Annotated in this window: 18 protein-coding genes and 1 riboswitch; of the genes, 14 read left to right on the forward strand and 4 right to left on the reverse strand. The window is 31.3% G+C overall.

The window, feature by feature from the left end; all coding sequences use genetic code 11:
• Positions 1–84: 84 nt before the first annotated feature.
• Entirely contained in the window at positions 85–993 is a 909-nt protein-coding gene (locus tag CD121_RS02780; protein WP_017637941.1) for an aldo/keto reductase, read from the reverse strand.
• A gap of 82 nt (positions 994–1,075) precedes the next feature.
• Here CD121_RS02780 and CD121_RS02785 point away from each other — a divergent pair, with 82 nt between their 5' ends.
• The 3 genes from CD121_RS02785 to xerD all read left to right on the forward strand — a co-directional run bounded on the left by CD121_RS02785 (position 1,076) and on the right by xerD (position 3,206).
• Complete coding sequence (locus tag CD121_RS02785; RefSeq protein WP_017637942.1) at positions 1,076–1,618, forward strand: NUDIX domain-containing protein; 543 nt, start codon at positions 1,076–1,078, stop codon at positions 1,616–1,618.
• A 104-nt stretch (positions 1,619–1,722) separates the two neighbouring features.
• Complete coding sequence (gene fur, locus CD121_RS02790) at positions 1,723–2,181, forward strand: ferric iron uptake transcriptional regulator (RefSeq protein ID WP_017637943.1); 459 nt, start codon at positions 1,723–1,725, stop codon at positions 2,179–2,181.
• Between the two features lie 137 nt (positions 2,182–2,318).
• A complete protein-coding gene (xerD, locus tag CD121_RS02795; RefSeq protein ID WP_026083518.1) occupies positions 2,319–3,206 on the forward strand; it encodes a site-specific tyrosine recombinase XerD in 888 nt (295 codons plus the stop codon).
• 47 nt (positions 3,207–3,253) lie between these two features.
• On the opposite strand, the gene CD121_RS02800 is transcribed toward xerD, so the two are convergent.
• Entirely contained in the window at positions 3,254–3,790 is a 537-nt protein-coding gene (locus CD121_RS02800; protein WP_070453819.1) for a DUF309 domain-containing protein, read from the reverse strand.
• Positions 3,791–3,882: 92 nt separating this feature from the next.
• Between CD121_RS02800 and CD121_RS02805 the strand changes: the two genes are divergently transcribed.
• The 6 genes from CD121_RS02805 to CD121_RS02830 all read left to right on the forward strand — a co-directional run bounded on the left by CD121_RS02805 (position 3,883) and on the right by CD121_RS02830 (position 9,476).
• A complete protein-coding gene (locus CD121_RS02805; protein ID WP_017637946.1) occupies positions 3,883–4,614 on the forward strand; it encodes a segregation and condensation protein A in 732 nt (243 codons plus the stop codon).
• Positions 4,607–5,149, forward strand: coding sequence for an SMC-Scp complex subunit ScpB (scpB, locus tag CD121_RS02810; RefSeq protein ID WP_070453817.1), 543 nt, complete (start codon positions 4,607–4,609; stop codon positions 5,147–5,149). Before CD121_RS02805 ends, scpB begins: the two co-directional genes overlap by 8 nt.
• Positions 5,142–5,882, forward strand: coding sequence for a pseudouridine synthase (locus tag CD121_RS02815; protein WP_017637948.1), 741 nt, complete (start codon positions 5,142–5,144; stop codon positions 5,880–5,882). Before scpB ends, CD121_RS02815 begins: the two co-directional genes overlap by 8 nt.
• 124 nt (positions 5,883–6,006) lie before the next feature.
• Positions 6,007–6,732 (forward strand): response regulator, encoded by a 726-nt coding sequence (locus CD121_RS02820; protein WP_126567404.1) that lies wholly within the window; start codon positions 6,007–6,009, stop codon positions 6,730–6,732.
• Positions 6,716–8,476 carry an ATP-binding protein gene (locus CD121_RS02825; protein WP_126567405.1) on the forward strand — a complete coding sequence of 587 codons (1,761 nt, stop codon included), beginning with the start codon at positions 6,716–6,718 and terminating at the stop codon, positions 8,474–8,476. Before CD121_RS02820 ends, CD121_RS02825 begins: the two co-directional genes overlap by 17 nt.
• 239 nt (positions 8,477–8,715) lie before the next feature.
• A riboswitch (FMN riboswitch) is annotated at positions 8,716–8,866 on the forward strand.
• 61 nt (positions 8,867–8,927) lie between these two features.
• Positions 8,928–9,476: an ECF transporter S component gene (locus CD121_RS02830; RefSeq protein ID WP_017637951.1), complete on the forward strand. Its 549-nt coding sequence runs from the start codon at positions 8,928–8,930 to the stop codon at positions 9,474–9,476.
• 218 nt (positions 9,477–9,694) lie between these two features.
• Here CD121_RS02830 and CD121_RS02835 read toward each other — a convergent pair whose 3' ends face one another.
• The gene (locus CD121_RS02835; RefSeq protein WP_017637952.1) at positions 9,695–9,943 is read right to left on the reverse strand and encodes a ferredoxin; all 249 of its coding nucleotides are present in this window, start codon (positions 9,941–9,943) and stop codon (positions 9,695–9,697) included.
• 111 nt (positions 9,944–10,054) lie between these two features.
• Between CD121_RS02835 and CD121_RS02840 the strand changes: the two genes are divergently transcribed.
• From CD121_RS02840 to ypdA, 4 genes are all read left to right on the forward strand, one after another.
• A complete protein-coding gene (locus tag CD121_RS02840) occupies positions 10,055–11,023 on the forward strand; it encodes a YpbB family protein (protein ID WP_126567406.1) in 969 nt (322 codons plus the stop codon).
• Complete coding sequence (locus CD121_RS02845; protein WP_126567407.1) at positions 11,004–12,383, forward strand: RecQ family ATP-dependent DNA helicase; 1,380 nt, start codon at positions 11,004–11,006, stop codon at positions 12,381–12,383. The genes CD121_RS02840 and CD121_RS02845 overlap by 20 nt, the downstream gene beginning before the upstream one ends.
• 147 nt (positions 12,384–12,530) lie before the next feature.
• Positions 12,531–14,282 (forward strand): elastin-binding protein EbpS, encoded by a 1,752-nt coding sequence (gene ebpS, locus CD121_RS02850; RefSeq protein ID WP_246456632.1) that lies wholly within the window; start codon positions 12,531–12,533, stop codon positions 14,280–14,282.
• Between the two features lie 192 nt (positions 14,283–14,474).
• Positions 14,475–15,461 (forward strand): bacillithiol disulfide reductase YpdA, encoded by a 987-nt coding sequence (ypdA, locus tag CD121_RS02855; RefSeq protein ID WP_029055321.1) that lies wholly within the window; start codon positions 14,475–14,477, stop codon positions 15,459–15,461.
• A 54-nt stretch (positions 15,462–15,515) separates the two neighbouring features.
• On the opposite strand, the gene CD121_RS02860 is transcribed toward ypdA, so the two are convergent.
• Positions 15,516–16,490: an asparaginase gene (locus tag CD121_RS02860; RefSeq protein WP_126567409.1), complete on the reverse strand. Its 975-nt coding sequence runs from the start codon at positions 16,488–16,490 to the stop codon at positions 15,516–15,518.
• Positions 16,491–16,566: 76 nt separating this feature from the next.
• Here CD121_RS02860 and cmk point away from each other — a divergent pair, with 76 nt between their 5' ends.
• Positions 16,567–17,226: a (d)CMP kinase gene (cmk, locus tag CD121_RS02865; RefSeq protein ID WP_017637958.1), complete on the forward strand. Its 660-nt coding sequence runs from the start codon at positions 16,567–16,569 to the stop codon at positions 17,224–17,226.
• Positions 17,227–17,297: the final 71 nt, after the last annotated feature.

The following is a 17,297-nucleotide window of genomic DNA, read 5'->3' on the forward strand; positions in this document are numbered from 1 at the left end:
GTAAATAGAATATAATTCATAAAAGAAAAAGAGCCATTAATCAATGTTATATGACATCAATTAATGGCTCAAACTATAATTAATTTATTTTAAATGTTGTGTATACTGTAAGTCTTTCACACGTTCTCTTGCAGCTTTAATTTGATCTAAGCTAACATCTTTATAGTAGTTCTTAACATTTTCTTCTAATTGTTCAACACTACTTGCACCAACAATGATTGAACCTAATGCATCATGAGAAGTTAAGTAATTAAATGAAAGGGCAGTAAGGTTACTTTCAATTTCTTTAATAGAGGCAATTGTTTCTCCTAACTCATCATTTGTATAATCGAAAATACCATCAGCAAACTTTTTATCCAATGCATTATTACTATTAGATGTTAGTAATCCTTTAAATACAGGACCTCTAGCTAATACTTTAACTTGCTTTTCGTGAACATCATCTAATAGACTTTCGGGACGATTATCGATTAAATTAAATTGAGACATCAATGTTTCAATTTGACTATGTTTTAAGTAGTAGTCTATAACGTTAGGGCGAATAGAAGATATACCATATGCTCGAATGACACCTTCTTGTTTTAATTCATCAAATGCACTGATTGTCTCATCTAATGGATCGTCTATAGTACCACCATGTAATTGATATAAATCTAAATGATCTAATCCAAGACGTTGTAATGAACCTTTTACGCCTTCTTTAATATGCTTTTTAGATGGGTCCCAAGTGATATTACCATCCTCAGTGAGTCGATTTCCAACTTTTGTACCGATGACAATATCATCTCGGTTTTGATATTGTTTCAATGCTTTGCCAACGATTTCCTCATTTATACCTTGATCATACATATCTGCAGTATCAAAATAAGTAATACCGTTTTCGATTGCACTTTCAATAATAGGTTGGGCATTTTTAAAATCAGTACCTAAACTCATACAACCTAAACCTAACTCAGAAATTTCTAAACCACTTTTCAAAATATTCTTTTGCATGTAGTTTCTCCTTTCGATACACTTTAACTAACGCATTAAGTTTATCAATTTATTAAAACATTTAAAAGGACCGTGATTATAAATGGAATTTAACGAAAAAACGATAGATAGAACTGTGATTTATAATGGTAAAATTATAGATTTAGAAATCCACGATGTTGAATTACCCGATGGACAAACATCTAAACGTGAATTGATTTATCATAACGGCGCAGTTGCAATATGTGCAGTTACTCCTGAAAATGAAGTATTACTTGTAAAACAATTTAGAAAACCAGTAGAAAAACCACTACTTGAAATACCTGCGGGTAAATTGGAAAAAGATGAAGAACGTGAAGAAGCAGCAAAAAGAGAACTTGAAGAAGAAACAGGATACATTGCTAAAGATTTACAGTATGTTACTGATATGTATGGTTCTCCTGGCTTTTCAAATGAGAAATTAACGATTTATTTTGCTGATAATTTAGAAGTAGGCGAAATGAATCTAGATGACGATGAATTCGTTGAAGTTCATAAATTCTCAATTGAAGAAGTGAGAAAAGCCTTGCAAAACGCTGAAATTGAAGATGCGAAAACAATTATCGCACTTCAGCATCTATTATTAAATTATAATCATTCTAAATAATAAAGGAATATCCTTGCGTTTTATTGAGAATACTGGTAATTTATATTGTGAATCATACTTTAGATTAAAATGATTATAATTCTTAGTAGAGGAGTGAGGCTTCCGTGGAAGAACGATTAAATCGCGTGAAGCAACAATTACAACAGTCTTCATATAAATTAACTCCACAACGTGAGGCTACTGTAAGAGTTCTAATAGAAAATGAGAAAGACCATTTAAGTGCCGAAGATGTATATTTAAAAGTTAAAGATAAATCTCCAGAAATAGGTTTAGCAACTGTATATCGTACCTTAGAATTATTAGCAGAATTAAAAGTTTTAGATAAAATCAATTTTGGTGATGGGGTTGCACGTTTTGATCTACGTAAAGAGGGCGCTAAACATTTCCATCACCATTTAGTTTGTATGGAATGCGGTAAAGTAGAAGAAATTGAAGAAGACCTATTACCAGAAGTTGAAAATCGTGTTGAAAAAGAATTTAACTTCAAAATTTTAGATCACCGCTTAACTTTCCACGGTGTATGTTCAGATTGCCAAGCTAAAAAGCAATCCGAACAGAAATAATAAAGATTATCCTCACTATAGTTAATTACACAGCCAATAATACAATCATATTGCATTATTAACTGAGAAAGTCTTTATATCTCTAATGGTGAAGTAATTTAATTAAGAAGCCACCGCTTCAAAAGAGGTGCTTTATGATAGATACAATCATAGAAGAGTATTTAAAATTTATACAAATTGAAAAAGGATTAAGCGTAAATACAATTGGTGCTTATCGAAGAGATTTAAATAAATACAAAGAGTTTTTAGAACTACAAAAAATAGCGAATATTGACTTTGTAGACCGACAAATAATTCAAGAATGCTTAGGTTATTTAATAGATCAAGGTCAATCTTCAAAATCTATTGCACGTTTCATCTCAACAATACGCAGTTTTCACCAATTTGCATTACGCGAAAAATATGCTGCAAAAGATCCTACAGTATTAATCGAAACGCCCAAATATGAGAAAAAATTACCAGACGTATTAGAAGTCGACGAAGTTATTCAATTATTAAATGCACCAGATTTAAATAAAAATAATGGCTACCGTGATCGCACAATGTTAGAACTACTTTATGCAACTGGTATGCGGGTATCTGAAGTGATACAAATTGAAATTGAAGACGTTAATTTAATGATGGGCTTTGTAAGAGTATTTGGTAAAGGTGATAAAGAGCGTATTGTTCCTTTAGGTGATACAGTTATAGATTATTTAACGACTTATATCGAAACAGTTAGACCTCAATTATTAAAACAAACTGTAACGAATGTTTTATTTTTAAATATGCATGGGAAACCATTATCAAGACAAGGTATTTGGAAAATGATTAAACAAAATGGTCTTAAAGCTAATATCAACAAAACATTAACACCACATACACTAAGACATTCATTTGCTACTCATTTACTTGAAAATGGTGCTGATTTACGTGCAGTACAAGAGATGCTAGGACATTCAGATATTTCAACAACTCAGTTATATACACATGTATCAAAATCTCAAGTCAGAAAAATATATAATCAATATCATCCTAGAGCATAGTTATTATATTATAAAAGGCCAGTAATAATAGGGTAAATACACCTATATTACTGGTCTTTCTTATTATCAATATCTTTTATTTTATAATGTCTTTCTTCTAATGCCGCTTGTCTAGCTAATTCTACTTCGCTACGGTCTCTCAACAAATGATGATGAACAATGTTTTCATTTTTTACAGGTGTGGACATAAAGTAATAATCTGGAAATGTTAATTCTAATTGATTTAACATTTGAATATTTATTGGTAACTGGATAGGTATAAATGGTAATTGTTGTTCAACTCTATCTATTTGCATTTCAAGCAATTGAATATACATGGCAATGTCTAAATGAAGTGTCATTTGATCTTTTCGTGAAGCATGAGTAATCACTTGCTTTGCTTTATTAAAAGATTTTATTGCGCCTTTGAAATTACGTCTTCTATAGTGATAGCATGCTGTTGCACATAAGATTAAACTTACAACAGCATCTTGTTTACTGTAATCATTATTTTCTTTCCACGCTTCTTCCAAAATATCATGGCATAAAAAATAATGTTGATTTTTATGAAACTGATAGTAAAACTGAATTAATGCTTGTTCCATCTGATTTTCACCTTAATTTTAAAAGTTATATAAATTCATGCTATAATATTTTAGTGAAATATGCACATAAGTTGCAATATGAGGTAGATACTATGTATGAAGTAAAACTGGACGCATTTAATGGTCCTCTAGATTTGTTATTACATTTAATTCAAAAATTTGAAATAGATATTTATGATATACCTATGAAATCTTTAACAGAACAATACATGCAGTATGTTCACGCTATGAATCAATTAGAAATTAACGTTGCTAGCGAATACTTGGTTATGGCTTCTGAATTATTAATGATAAAAAGTAAATTATTATTACCACAATCAGAAGAAAATTTAGACTTAGATGAAGACCCTCGTGAAGATTTAGTAGGTAGGTTAATTGAATACCAAAATTATAAAGAATACACTGAAATTCTAAATGACATGAAAGCAGAACGTGATTATTATTATACAAAACATCCAACTGATTTATCACATTTGGAAACAGATGAATCATGGGATCCATCTAATACAATTGACTTAACCGAATTAATAGTCGCTTATCAACGTGTTAAAAATCGTGTTGAAATTAATAAACCTCATTCAGTAGAAATCAGAAAAGAAACATTTACAATTCAACAAGCTACACATCAAGTAACTGATAGATTAAAGAACAATGCATCATTTAATTTCTTTAGTCTATTTACATTTACAGAACCAATCGAACAAGTGGTCACACACTTTTTAGCAATTTTAGAAATGTCTAAATCAGGTATCATTAATATTGAACAACACCATAATTTTGATGATATTAACATTTTAAGAGGAGTGAATTACAGCGTTGAATAAGCACGGCATATTAGAAGCTTTGTTATATACCTCTGGTGATGAAGGACTAGAAGTTAAACAGTTGCTCGAAATATTAGAAGTAAATGAAGATGAATTAAAAAAGTTAATCGAAACTTATGAGTCAAATGGTCTCATCATTCAACAATTTGGAACAACTTGTGTTCTTACTACTAAGAAAGAAGCGGCAAATTATATCGAAGCACTCATAGAGCAGAAGTCTAAAATGAAATTATCTCAAGCAGCGATGGAAACTTTATCTATCATTGCTTATAATCAACCACTAACTAGAAGCGATATTGAAATGATTAGAGGTATCAATTCTGATGGCGCTGTTAAAACACTTATTGCAAGAGGTCTAGTTGAAGCAAAAGAAGTCCAAAATTCACGTAGTCAACAATTAATTACAACAGATCTATTTTTAAATGTATTTGGTATAGAAAAATTAGAAGATTTACCAACCACTCAAGAAGATGACGAAGAAATGGACGCATTCTTTAGTAACTTGGTAAATCAAAAAGGAGATACAAATGAGTAAAGAATTAGAAAGATTACAAAAAAGAATTGCAAGTAGTGGTTATACGTCACGCCGTAAAGCAGAAACACTAATTACAGATGGCAAGGTTAAAGTAAACGGTCAAGTAGTTACTGAATTAGGAACTAAAGTTTCAAGTTCTGACACTGTAGAAGTTGAAGGGATTAAATTAGAACAAGAAGATAAACTTTATATTTTATTTAATAAACCAGCTCAAGTTATTACGAGTGTATCTGACGATCGTGGTCGTAAAGTTGTTACTGATTACTTTAAAGATATCGAAACACGTATATACCCAGTTGGTAGATTAGATTACGATACATCTGGTGTATTATTGTTAACTAATGATGGTGAATTTACTAATTTAATGACACACCCTAGATACCATATTAAAAAGAAATATGTAGCTAAACTTAAAGGTTATTTGATGCGTGAAGAAGTGAAAGCTTTAGAAAAAGGTATTGAACTTGAAGATGGGTTTACACAACCAGCTCAAGTTAAAGTTAAAAATCAAGATAAAGACAAGAATACTACATTAGTTGAAATTACTATAAGTGAAGGTAGAAATAGACAAGTACGTCGTATGTTTGAACATTTCGGCCATCAAGTTAGTAAATTAACTCGTATCCAGTTTGGACCGTTAGATTTAAAAGGTTTAAATGCTGGTGAAGGACGAGTACTTACACCACATGAAGTTAAAACTATTAGACATTTAGCTGAAAATGGTAATGTATAAGATAGTAGAAATTAATGTTTGAGATTTTTTTCACAAAGTTATTTTAAATACTAACTTAAATATTATTTCATATGCTATAATAACAAATGAAATGAACAGCATGTGTGGGAGGTAAATTAGTATTATGACGAATGAAATACTTATCGTTGACGACGAAGACAGAATCAGAAGATTACTAAAGCTTTATTTAGAAAGAGAATCTTTTGAAACACATGAAGCAAGTAATGGTAAAGAAGCTTTACAACTTGCAATGGAAAATGATTATGCGTGCATTCTTCTAGATTTAATGTTACCGGAATTGGACGGTATCGAAGTAGCCACTCAATTACGTGAGCATAAAGATACTCCTATCATAATGCTTACTGCTAAAGGTGAAGAAACAAATCGTGTTGAAGGATTTGAGTCAGGTGCCGACGACTATATTGTAAAACCATTCTCACCAAGAGAAGTGGTATTAAGAGTCAAAGCGTTATTAAGAAGAACACAATCAACAACACCTGAGAAAAGTGAACCTCATGCAAGAGATGTAATTGAATTTAATCATTTAATTATAGATAACGATGCACATAGAGTATTAGCTGATAATGAACAGGTAAATTTAACGCCAAAAGAATACGAACTTTTAATTTATTTAGCAAAAACACCTAACAAAGTTTTTGAAAGAGAACATTTATTAAAAGAAGTTTGGCACTATGAATTCTATGGCGATTTGCGTACAGTAGATACGCATGTTAAAAGATTGAGAGAAAAACTTAACAAAGTATCAAGTGACGCAGCTCATATGATACAAACGGTTTGGGGAGTCGGCTACAAATTTGAGGTAAATGCTAACGATGAACCGGCTAAATAGTGTAGTAATAAAACTGTGGTTAACTATAATCTTTATAGTAACGACAGTTTTAATTTTATTAAGTGCCGCGCTCATTACGTTTATTCAATATTATTATACTCAAGAAGCTGAAGACTCAATTAAAGAAGACGCCAAACGAATTAGTCATTTAGTAGAAAGCTCTCAAAATCAAAATATAGCCATTAAAAATAGTCAAACGCTAATAGATAATCCAGGTGGTTTAATTATTATGAAAAATAATAACACTGCCTATCAACAAACAACGTCATCATCAAAGCAATCCATGCTTAAAGAAATTAAAAGTAATAAAGAATTTAATAATGTATTTGAACATGGTGAACCATTAACACGTAATGTCACTGTTAATGAAAAGGGTAAATCTCATCCTTATATACTTGTTGGTTATCCAATGAAAGCTCAAGATGGTAGTGATTCAAACTATAGTGGTGTATTCATTTTTAAAGATTTAAAATCTATTGAGGATACAAATAATGCGATTACTATCATTATATTAATAACAGCAATTATATTCTTAGCGGTGAGTACTGTTTTTGCATTTTTCTTATCATCACGAATCACAAAACCTTTACGTCAACTTAGAAATCAAGCTCAAAAAGTATCGCAAGGTGATTATTCACAAATTACATCTGTTACTACAAAAGACGAAATTGGTGAATTGTCTCGTGCATTTAATAACATGAGTTTTGAAATTCAAGAGCATGTTGAAGCATTATCAACATCTAAGAATATACGTGATAGTTTAATTAATTCAATGGTTGAAGGTGTAATAGGTATTAATGAGCAAAAAGAAATCATTATATCTAATAAAATGGCAGACCAAGTCTTCCATAACTTAGATGAATGTGCTGTTGAATCAATAGAACAACAAATTGAACAAACCTTTAATACAAAAGAAACACAATTCCAAGAATTGGAAGCTAATACAAGATACTACGTCGTTATTATGAGCTATATTGATAGAATCCAAAATGATGGAAGAAGCGGTATTGTAGCGATTATTCGTGATATGACAAATGAACATAATTTAGATCAAATGAAAAAAGATTTCATAGCTAATGTATCTCACGAGTTACGTACTCCAATAGCGCTATTACAAGGATATACTGAATCTATTGTAGACGGTATAGTGACAGAACCTGACGAGATTCATGAATCCTTAGCTATTGTTCTAGATGAATCTAAACGATTAAATCGATTAGTTAATGAATTATTAAATGTTGCACGTATGGATGCAGAAGGCTTATCAGTAGAAAAAGAAATACAACCTATTTCAGATTTATTAAATAAGATGAATATGAAATACCGCCAACAAGCTACTGATTTAGAATTAAACATGTATTTCGATGTGAACAATGATAATTTATGGAGCTATGATATGGATAGAATGGATCAAGTATTAACTAACTTGATAGATAATGCGTCAAGATATACTCAACCTGGCGACACTATATCAGTTACTACAGATGTAAATGACAATCAAGATATTTTACGCATTCAAGATACAGGTACTGGTATAGCTCCAGAACATTTACAACAAGTATTTGACCGCTTTTATAAAGTAGACGCCTCAAGAAAAAGAGGTAAACAAGGTACTGGTTTAGGACTATTTATATGTAAAATGATCATTGAGGAGCATGGTGGTTCTATTGAAGTAGAAAGCCAACTAGGAGAAGGTACTACATTTATTATTAAATTACCTAAAATTGATCAGTCCAAAATATAATTAACAAGCTAAAAGCACTAAGGTGATTAACATGAAATCATCTTAGTGCTTTTTTGAGTGCGATATTAAAAATGTATAACTTGGATTTCAAACTTAAATTACTAATACAAACTATTAGAAATCCATATCAATTTATTTAGTGTCACTATTAGGAATGATATCAACACTCTAACGAGCAAACGCATTGTGCATTACAGAGTTATCATGTATGATATATTTAAATAAAAAAATAATATTCAATTCATCTTCGGGGTCGGGTGTAATTCCCAACCGGCAGTAAATAAAGCCTGCGACGCTAGAAGAACACTATGTATAAATATATGCGTTTTTCTTGCTTGATTCAGTGAGATTCTGAAGCCGACAGTATAGTCTGGATGGGAGAAGATGGAGGTTTTTTGTTGTGCAAATTTCCTCCTTTTCTAGCAAGATGAATGAAAGGAGAAAATTTAATATGCAACAAAACCAAAACAAACGTTTAATTACAATAAGTATGTTAAGTGCTGTGGCATTTGTACTAACTTTCATTAAATTTCCATTGCCATTTTTACCACCATACTTAACTTTAGATTTTAGTGATGTACCTACATTGCTAGCTACATTTTTATTAGGGCCAGTAGCTGGTATAATTGTCGCTTTTATTAAGAACTTACTTAACTTTTTCTTTAACATGGGAGATCCAGTTGGGCCAGTTGCCAACTTCCTTGCAATTACAAGTTTCCTATTAACTGCTTACTATATTTATAAAAATAAACGTAGTAATCAATCTTTAACAATGGGACTTATTGTCGGTACAATTGTTATGACAATCGTGTTAAGTATCTTAAATTATTTCGTTTTACTACCACTTTACGGTATGATATTTAACTTAACAGACATTGTCCATAACCTAAAAGTAATTATCGTATCTGGTGTTATTCCTTTCAATATTATTAAAGGAATTGTTATTTCACTGATATTCTTCTTCATATATAACAGAGTTAAAAATAATATACATTTATAATATAAAAATATAGGTCAGTATTTATGTGCTGAATCCCAAAGGAACAGTACTAGTTGAAGACTAAATAAATTCTTACAGATTTATCTGTATAGAATTTTAGGCCGAAACTGTACCTTGGGAAAATATATACATATAAAGCTGCCTGCAAAGTCAATAACTTTGTCGACGATCTAAAAAATCTCCCTTCACAAAATGTGATAGGGAGATTTAAATATTTATTATTCAAATTTAAGCGCGTCACCATCGAACGGCTCTTCTTCAATTTTAATAGAGTCAGTAGGACAACCTTCTAGTGCATCTTCCATATCTTCATATAACTCTTCAGGCACTTCTGCAGTACCTTGGTTATCATCAAGGATTACGTATGCTATACCTTCGTCATCATAATCATAGATATCTGGAGCTGCTGCACCACATGCACCACATGCAATACAAGTATCCATATCAACGATTGTATATTTAGCCAATTTCATTCGCCTCCTTTGAAAAAAATGCTACACTAGTAATTACAATACTACTATTGTAGACATCGATAGTCTAATTTTCAATATATTCGTTTTATAGAGTGAGGGTTCATTTTGTATCAAATTATCAAACATGCTTATCAACATGCATTCAACTACAAAACAAATAAAAGTATATATAATATTTTGATGGGAAAGAAATCTCATCAAACATTTTTCGACGCTTGTAGTCAACAACTTTTGTCATTATATCATAGTTTACCCAGATTAAAATATCCGTCTTTTGAGCGATATTTAAATGAACTAGATAATTATGATGCTTTATACGAAATTAAAATGCATCCTAGATTTACTTATGACAGTCTTATTAAGACATTTAATTGTATACAGTTACTGATTCAAACAGTTTCCCAAAGTCAACATCAAGCATATAAATTTGTCCCTGTTGCTCAACAAACATACATACAACAACGTGTTAAAGATATATACAAACTAATCAGAGAACAGCAGCTAGAAACACAAGTTTATAACGAAATTCATCAACTATTTGATAAATTAGCAAGTAAAAATGACCATATTTATTTGCATTATTATTTACAAGGCTATGAAGAGCCTATGTATACTAGACAACAAGTAAGTTTAATAGAATCCATAAGCCAAGAAGAATTATTTGAATTGGAAATGAATCAATTAGTAGACCTGATGTATGAACTAGAAAATAATAACGATTATCCCACACTACATCAGACAATTATTTTACCTACATTACTAAACAAAACAAAAATGACATACAGACAAATACAACAAGGTCAATCACCCCAAGAAATTGCAACTATTCAAAACGTTAAAATTAACACTATAGAAGACCACTTATTAGAATTATTTATAAAAGGATATATGCACGATTATGAAACATTTATTGATTTATCGGAAAAAGACATTTTTATAAATTACTATAGCTCAAATTTAGGATTGAAACTTCGAGAATATAAACAACAATTCTCTAAACTATCATACTTTCAAATTAAATTGATGATTGTTGGTATAGAAAGAGGTGACATAGTTGCTACAAGAGAAACTTAAACAATGGTTCGGATTTGATTCATTTAAACCCGGACAAGAAGAAATAATAACTAGTGTTTTAAATCAACAACATACACTTGGCATATTGCCAACAGGCAGCGGTAAAAGCTTATGTTATCAGCTACCTACATATATTTTAGAAAAACCTACACTTGTTATTTCACCTCTAATTTCATTAATGGATGATCAAGTTATGCAAATGAAATTAAATGGAGAACATGCCGTTAGTTGTATACACTCAGGTATGGATGAAAATGAAAAACGACAAAATTTTAAAAAGATTAATCAAAGTAAATTTATATATCTCAGTCCGGAATTTATTTTACAAACTCAAAACTTCAAACTGATTGCAAATATTGATTTTGGTTTAATCGTTCTCGATGAAGCCCATTGTTTATCAGAGTGGGGCTATGATTTCAGACCACATTATGCTCTAATTGGAAAAATCACTTCTCATTTTAAATCATCAACAATTTTAGCTTTAACAGCCACAGCACCACCACATTTAGAAAATGATTTAAAAGAGATATTAAATGTTAATCTTCATACAGTTAAAACAAGTATGAACCGTCTAAACATCTCTTTAAGACATATGAACTTTGCATCTGACGAAGAAAAAATAAATTGGCTTTTACCACAACTTACGTCTACCGGACCCACAATCATATATGTGTCATCTAAAAAAATGTGCTTAACTTTAGCTAATCTAATATATGATTCTGGTTTTTTAACTGGTATTTATCATGGAGATTTAAGTTATCAAGAGAGACATACTGTTCAACAACAATTTTTAAATAATGATATACCCGTTATTGTCGCAACAAGCGCATTTGGCATGGGTATAAATAAAAAAGACATAAGAACAGTGATCCATTTCCATTTATCTTCAAGTCCATCTAATTATTTACAAGAAATTGGACGAGCGGGTCGAGATGGTAGTCAAAGCCAAGCTATAAGTCTATATCAACCTGACGATGCATATATATTAGAAACTATTTTATTTGCAGATAGAATTACGCCCGAAGATATTAATCAATTTGAATTAGGTCAATTTATACCTCCGGAGAAAGAAACTATTTTGTCCATATTGTACAATCAATATACTATTGCTAAACTTCATTATATTTTTGATCAATCTTATAAACGAAAGAAATTAGGATATAGTAGAATGTTAGGTTATAAACAATTAGATCAATGTCGTCGTAAATATTTATTAGAATTTTTTAATGAACAACCAGAAATCCCAAATCAATGTTGTGATAATGATACAGAACTATCTGAAATTAAAGTCATTAACCGTAAAAAGGTAAAACGTAAGCTAAATTATAAAGAAAAGCTTCAAAATTTATTAGAGCTATAGATTTCATTTTGCTTAACGAAATATTCAAGCTATAATTAATCTATGAACAATTCTTTAATACCTTTAAAAATTCTTGATTAACATACATAATCATTTATTTTGTGGGTATAGTTTATGTATCAAAACAAAATTAAAATAGAGAGGATGATGAATGTGTCTAATAATAACTTCAAAGATGATTTTGAAAAGAATCGTCAATCTATAGACTCAGAAGATCATAAAGAACACACATCTTCAAACGAACATCATGAAGACAAACCTACAGACAAAGTAGAAGAAAAAGCGAATCAACAATTCCCACCAAGAAATGCGCAGAGACGTAAACGTCGTAGAGATGTCGCTACAAATAATAATCGTCAATCTGAATCACAAACTAGTTCTAACCAAGATGGCTCATTAGATGATAGATTCGATGATACATCATTACATAACGGAGACAACAAAAACTATGATGCTTCATCTAAGGATGTTTCAAGCAAATCACAAGAGCATCAAACAGTAAATAATGATCACAGACAAGAAACAACACATGACAATACTTCAAACCACGAATCTGACAAAGACTCTCGACAAGACGAAACATTAAAACGTAGTCATAAAGATGAAGACACTCGTCATGAAGATGTTGACCATCAAGATAAAAAAGATAATAAAGGTAAAAAAGCAGCTGCAACAGGCGCTGGGGTTGCTGGCGCTGCAGGTGCTGCCGGACTAGCTAAACATCATCACGATAAAAATGATAAGCATACTGACAAACACGATTCAAAACACGATGATAAGCATCTAAATAGTGATAACCATGATACAACAAATGATAAACAACATGACGATAACTTAAAAGATCATGACAATGATCAACGTGGTCACAAAGATGAAGATACTCGTCATGAAGATGCTGACCGTCAAGATAAGAAAGATAACAAAGGTAAAAAAGCTGCCGCTACAGGCGCAGGAGTTGCTGGAGCTGCAGGTGCAGCCGGATTAGCTAAACATCATCACGATAAAAATGATAAGCATGCTGACAAACATGATTCAAAACACGATGATAAGCATGATGACAAACACGATCATAAAGATGATAACAACGAACCTAAAAAAGATAACGAAAAATCAGGCAAAGGTAAAAAAGCGGCTGCAGTAGGAGCAGGTGCTGCTGGGACTGCAGGTGCCGCTGGGTTAGCTAAACATCATCATGATAAAAATGAAGCAAAAGATCATGACCATGATAACAATCATAATGATGATCATGACCATGATGATAATAATCATGGTAAGAAAAAGGGCGGCTTCATGAAGATCATCTTACCAATTATCGCTGCTGTATTAATTTTAGGTGCTATAGCTATTTTTGCTGGTATGGCTTTAAATAACCACAACAATAGTGGAAATAATGATAATAAAGTAGCTAATGAAGACAGCAAAGACGGCATGAAAAATAATGATACAAGCAAAGACAAAGATAGCAAAAAAGATAAAGATAGCTCTAAAGACAAAGATAAATCAAGTGATTCTGATAAAGATAAAGCAACATCAAATGATTCTTCAAATAGTAATTCAGCATCTGATTCAGATTCAGACGACAATGGCTCAAGTAGTAATAGCTCAAATGATGATAGTAATAGTGCTAATTCTCAAGCTACAAATAGTCAAAATAGCAGCAATAACCAAAATGGCCAAAGTCAAAATTCTCAACAAAACGGTCAACAATCAAATAATAGTCAAAGCAGTAATAGCCAACAAGGTAAACAAACACATACTGTTAATGGTAAAGAGAACTTATACAGAATTGCAATTCAATATTATGGCAGTGGTTCACCAGCCAATGTTCAAAAAATTAGACAAGCAAATGGTATAAGTGGTAATGATATCCATGATGGTCAAACATTAGTAATACCATAGGTTTTATTTATAACCATTTATAGACTGTGAGTAATGTTAAATCATTGCTCACAGTTTTTTTATTTATCCAAAATCATTTATTTTCCATTTCTTAAAACGTCACTAAAATTATAAATTTTTCTTAATCAAGGACTTCGCGTAAATAGATCATAACTGATATAATAGTTTGGTGATTAAAGGAGGCCGTATGACATGCAAAAAATAGAAAGTATCATCATTGGTGGTGGACCTTGTGGCTTAAGTGCAGCCATTGAACAAAAGAAAAAAGGTATTGAAACATTAGTTATTGAAAAAGGTAATGTTGTTGAAGCTATTTACAATTATCCAACACATCAAACATTCTTTTCTTCAAGCGATAAATTATCAATTGGCGATGTACCATTCATCGTTGAACAAAGTAAACCACATAGAAACCAAGCATTAGTATACTATCGTGAAGTAGTTAAACATCATCAATTAAATATTAATCCATTTGAAGAAGTATTAACTGTTAAAAAGATGAATAACCGATTTACAATTACAACTACTAAAGATGTGTACGAATGTAAATTTTTAACTGTAGCGACAGGATATTATGGTCAGCATAATACATTAGAAGTTGAAGGTGCTGATTTACCAAAAGTAAGTCATTATTTTAAAGAAGCACACCCTTATTTCGACCAAAATGTAGTCATTATAGGCGGTAAAAATTCTGCTGTAGATGCAGCCTTAGAATTGGAAAAAGCTGGCGCAAATGTCACTGTAATATATCGAGGAGATCGTTATCCTAAAGCAATTAAACCGTGGATTCTTCCTAATTTTGAATCACTAGTCAATCATGAAAAAATTACAATGGAATTTAATGCCAATGTAACTCAAATTACAGAGGATAAAGTAGTTTACGAAAAAGATGGTAACACTATTGAAATACCTAATGATTATGTATTTGCTATGATAGGTTATCACCCTGACTATGAATTCTTAAAATCTATCGGAATAGATATTAATACGAATGAATTCGGCACTGCACCCGTATATAACCGCGAAACATACGAAACAAATGTTGAAAACTGTTATATTGCCGGAGTAATTGCAGCAGGCAACGATGCCAATACTATCTTTATAGAAAATGGTAAATATCATGGTGGTTTAATAACACAAAGTATTCTTGCTAAAAAGCAAACACCTTTAGAATCATAAATAAATGGCGTAGATTGATAGTATCAAATCAATTCTACGCCATTATTTTTTATTTTACTCTTCAAAATATTGTCTAATATCGTGTCGTTCAAGTTCATTACTTAAACTCACTAATAATTTCAACCGTGCTTTGGGTCCATTCAACCCATTAGAAAATATTAATCCTTTGTTAGCAAGTTGATATCCGCCACCTTCGTAGGCATAAACTGGACTTACAATGCCATTAAATGAACGAGATACCATGACGATAGGAATATTCTTATCTATGCAGGCATTTAGTCCATCTAAACAAGTAGGTGGAAGATTACCTTGTCCCATAGCTTCGATTACTAAACCATCGATTTCTTGTGATGCATAAAATTTAAATATATCACTTGGCATATCCATGTATGATTTAACGAGTGGGACATTTAAGCCAGGATTTATATTATGATAACTTGTATGACTTAAAGGATGATGGTGATATTGTACATTATCTTTTGTTAGTACACCTAATGGGCCATGGTTAGGGCTTTGAAATGTATTCGTATTAGATGTATGTGTCTTAGTCACATTGCGTGCTGTATGTATTTCATCATTAAATACGACCATAACACCCATACGACGAGATTTTGCAGAAGAGGCCACTCTAATCGCTGAAATAAAATTGTATAGACCATCAGAACCTATTTCATTGGCAGATCTCATAGCACCTGTTATAACAACTGGTTCATCTATATCTAATAATAAATCTAAAAGGTATGCAGTTTCTTCAAGAGTATCTGTTCCATGAGTAATGACAAATCCGTCATATGAATTGTCTTTATCATGATGAGCTTCTACAATGATATCTCTTAATTGCTTCACATGTTGTATAGACATATGTGGAGATGGTACATTCATAGGATGAATCTCATCTACTTGTGCATATTGTTTAATAATATCTTGATGTTGCGAAATTGGATTTTCTTTATTTGTAATAACTCTATTAGAACTATCCTGTGACATGCTGATTGTGCCACCGGTATGAATAACAAGTAGACGTTTCATACTTTTCCTCCTATTAATAAAATACATATTTATGATAAAATATTATTCATCAAACAACAAGGTAGGTATTTCGATAATGAGTTTAATTAATATTGCTTTAGATGGTCCTGCAGCTGCAGGTAAAAGTACAATTGCTAAACAAGTTGCTAGTAAGCTTTCTATGATTTATGTAGATACTGGTGCTATGTATAGAGCAATTACATACAAATATATACGTACAAACCAAACAGAAGATTTTGAAGCACTGATTAAAAATACAACATTAGAATTAACTTATGACGAAACAAAAGGCCAACGTGTAATGCTTGATAATGAAGATGTAACAGATTATTTAAGAGAAAATGATGTTACTAACAACGTTTCATATGTCGCTTCAAAAGAACCAGTTAGATCATTTGCAGTTAAAAAGCAAAAAGACTTAGCTGCTAAAAAAGGTATTGTTATGGATGGAAGAGATATCGGTACAGTTGTTCTTCCAAATGCTGAACTAAAAGTATATATGATTGCTTCTGTTGAGGAACGCGCTGAACGTCGTCAAAAAGAAAATGAATTACGTGGCATCGAGTCAAACTTGGAACAATTAAAAACTGAAATTGAACAACGAGATAACTATGACATGAATAGAGAGATTTCACCACTAAGAAAAGCTGATGATGCCGTTACATTAGATACAACAGGTAAATCTATTGAAACAGTAACTAACGAAATTTTAAAAATGGTGGATCAAATTAAATAATTAACTAAAAGCTATGTAAACGTTATAAGCAGAAACGTTTATATAGCTTTTATTATCCCTTATAATAGAAT

The sequence above is a fragment of the Staphylococcus pasteuri genome, from assembly GCF_003970495.1.
Taxonomy (GTDB): Bacteria; Bacillota; Bacilli; order Staphylococcales; family Staphylococcaceae; genus Staphylococcus; species Staphylococcus pasteuri.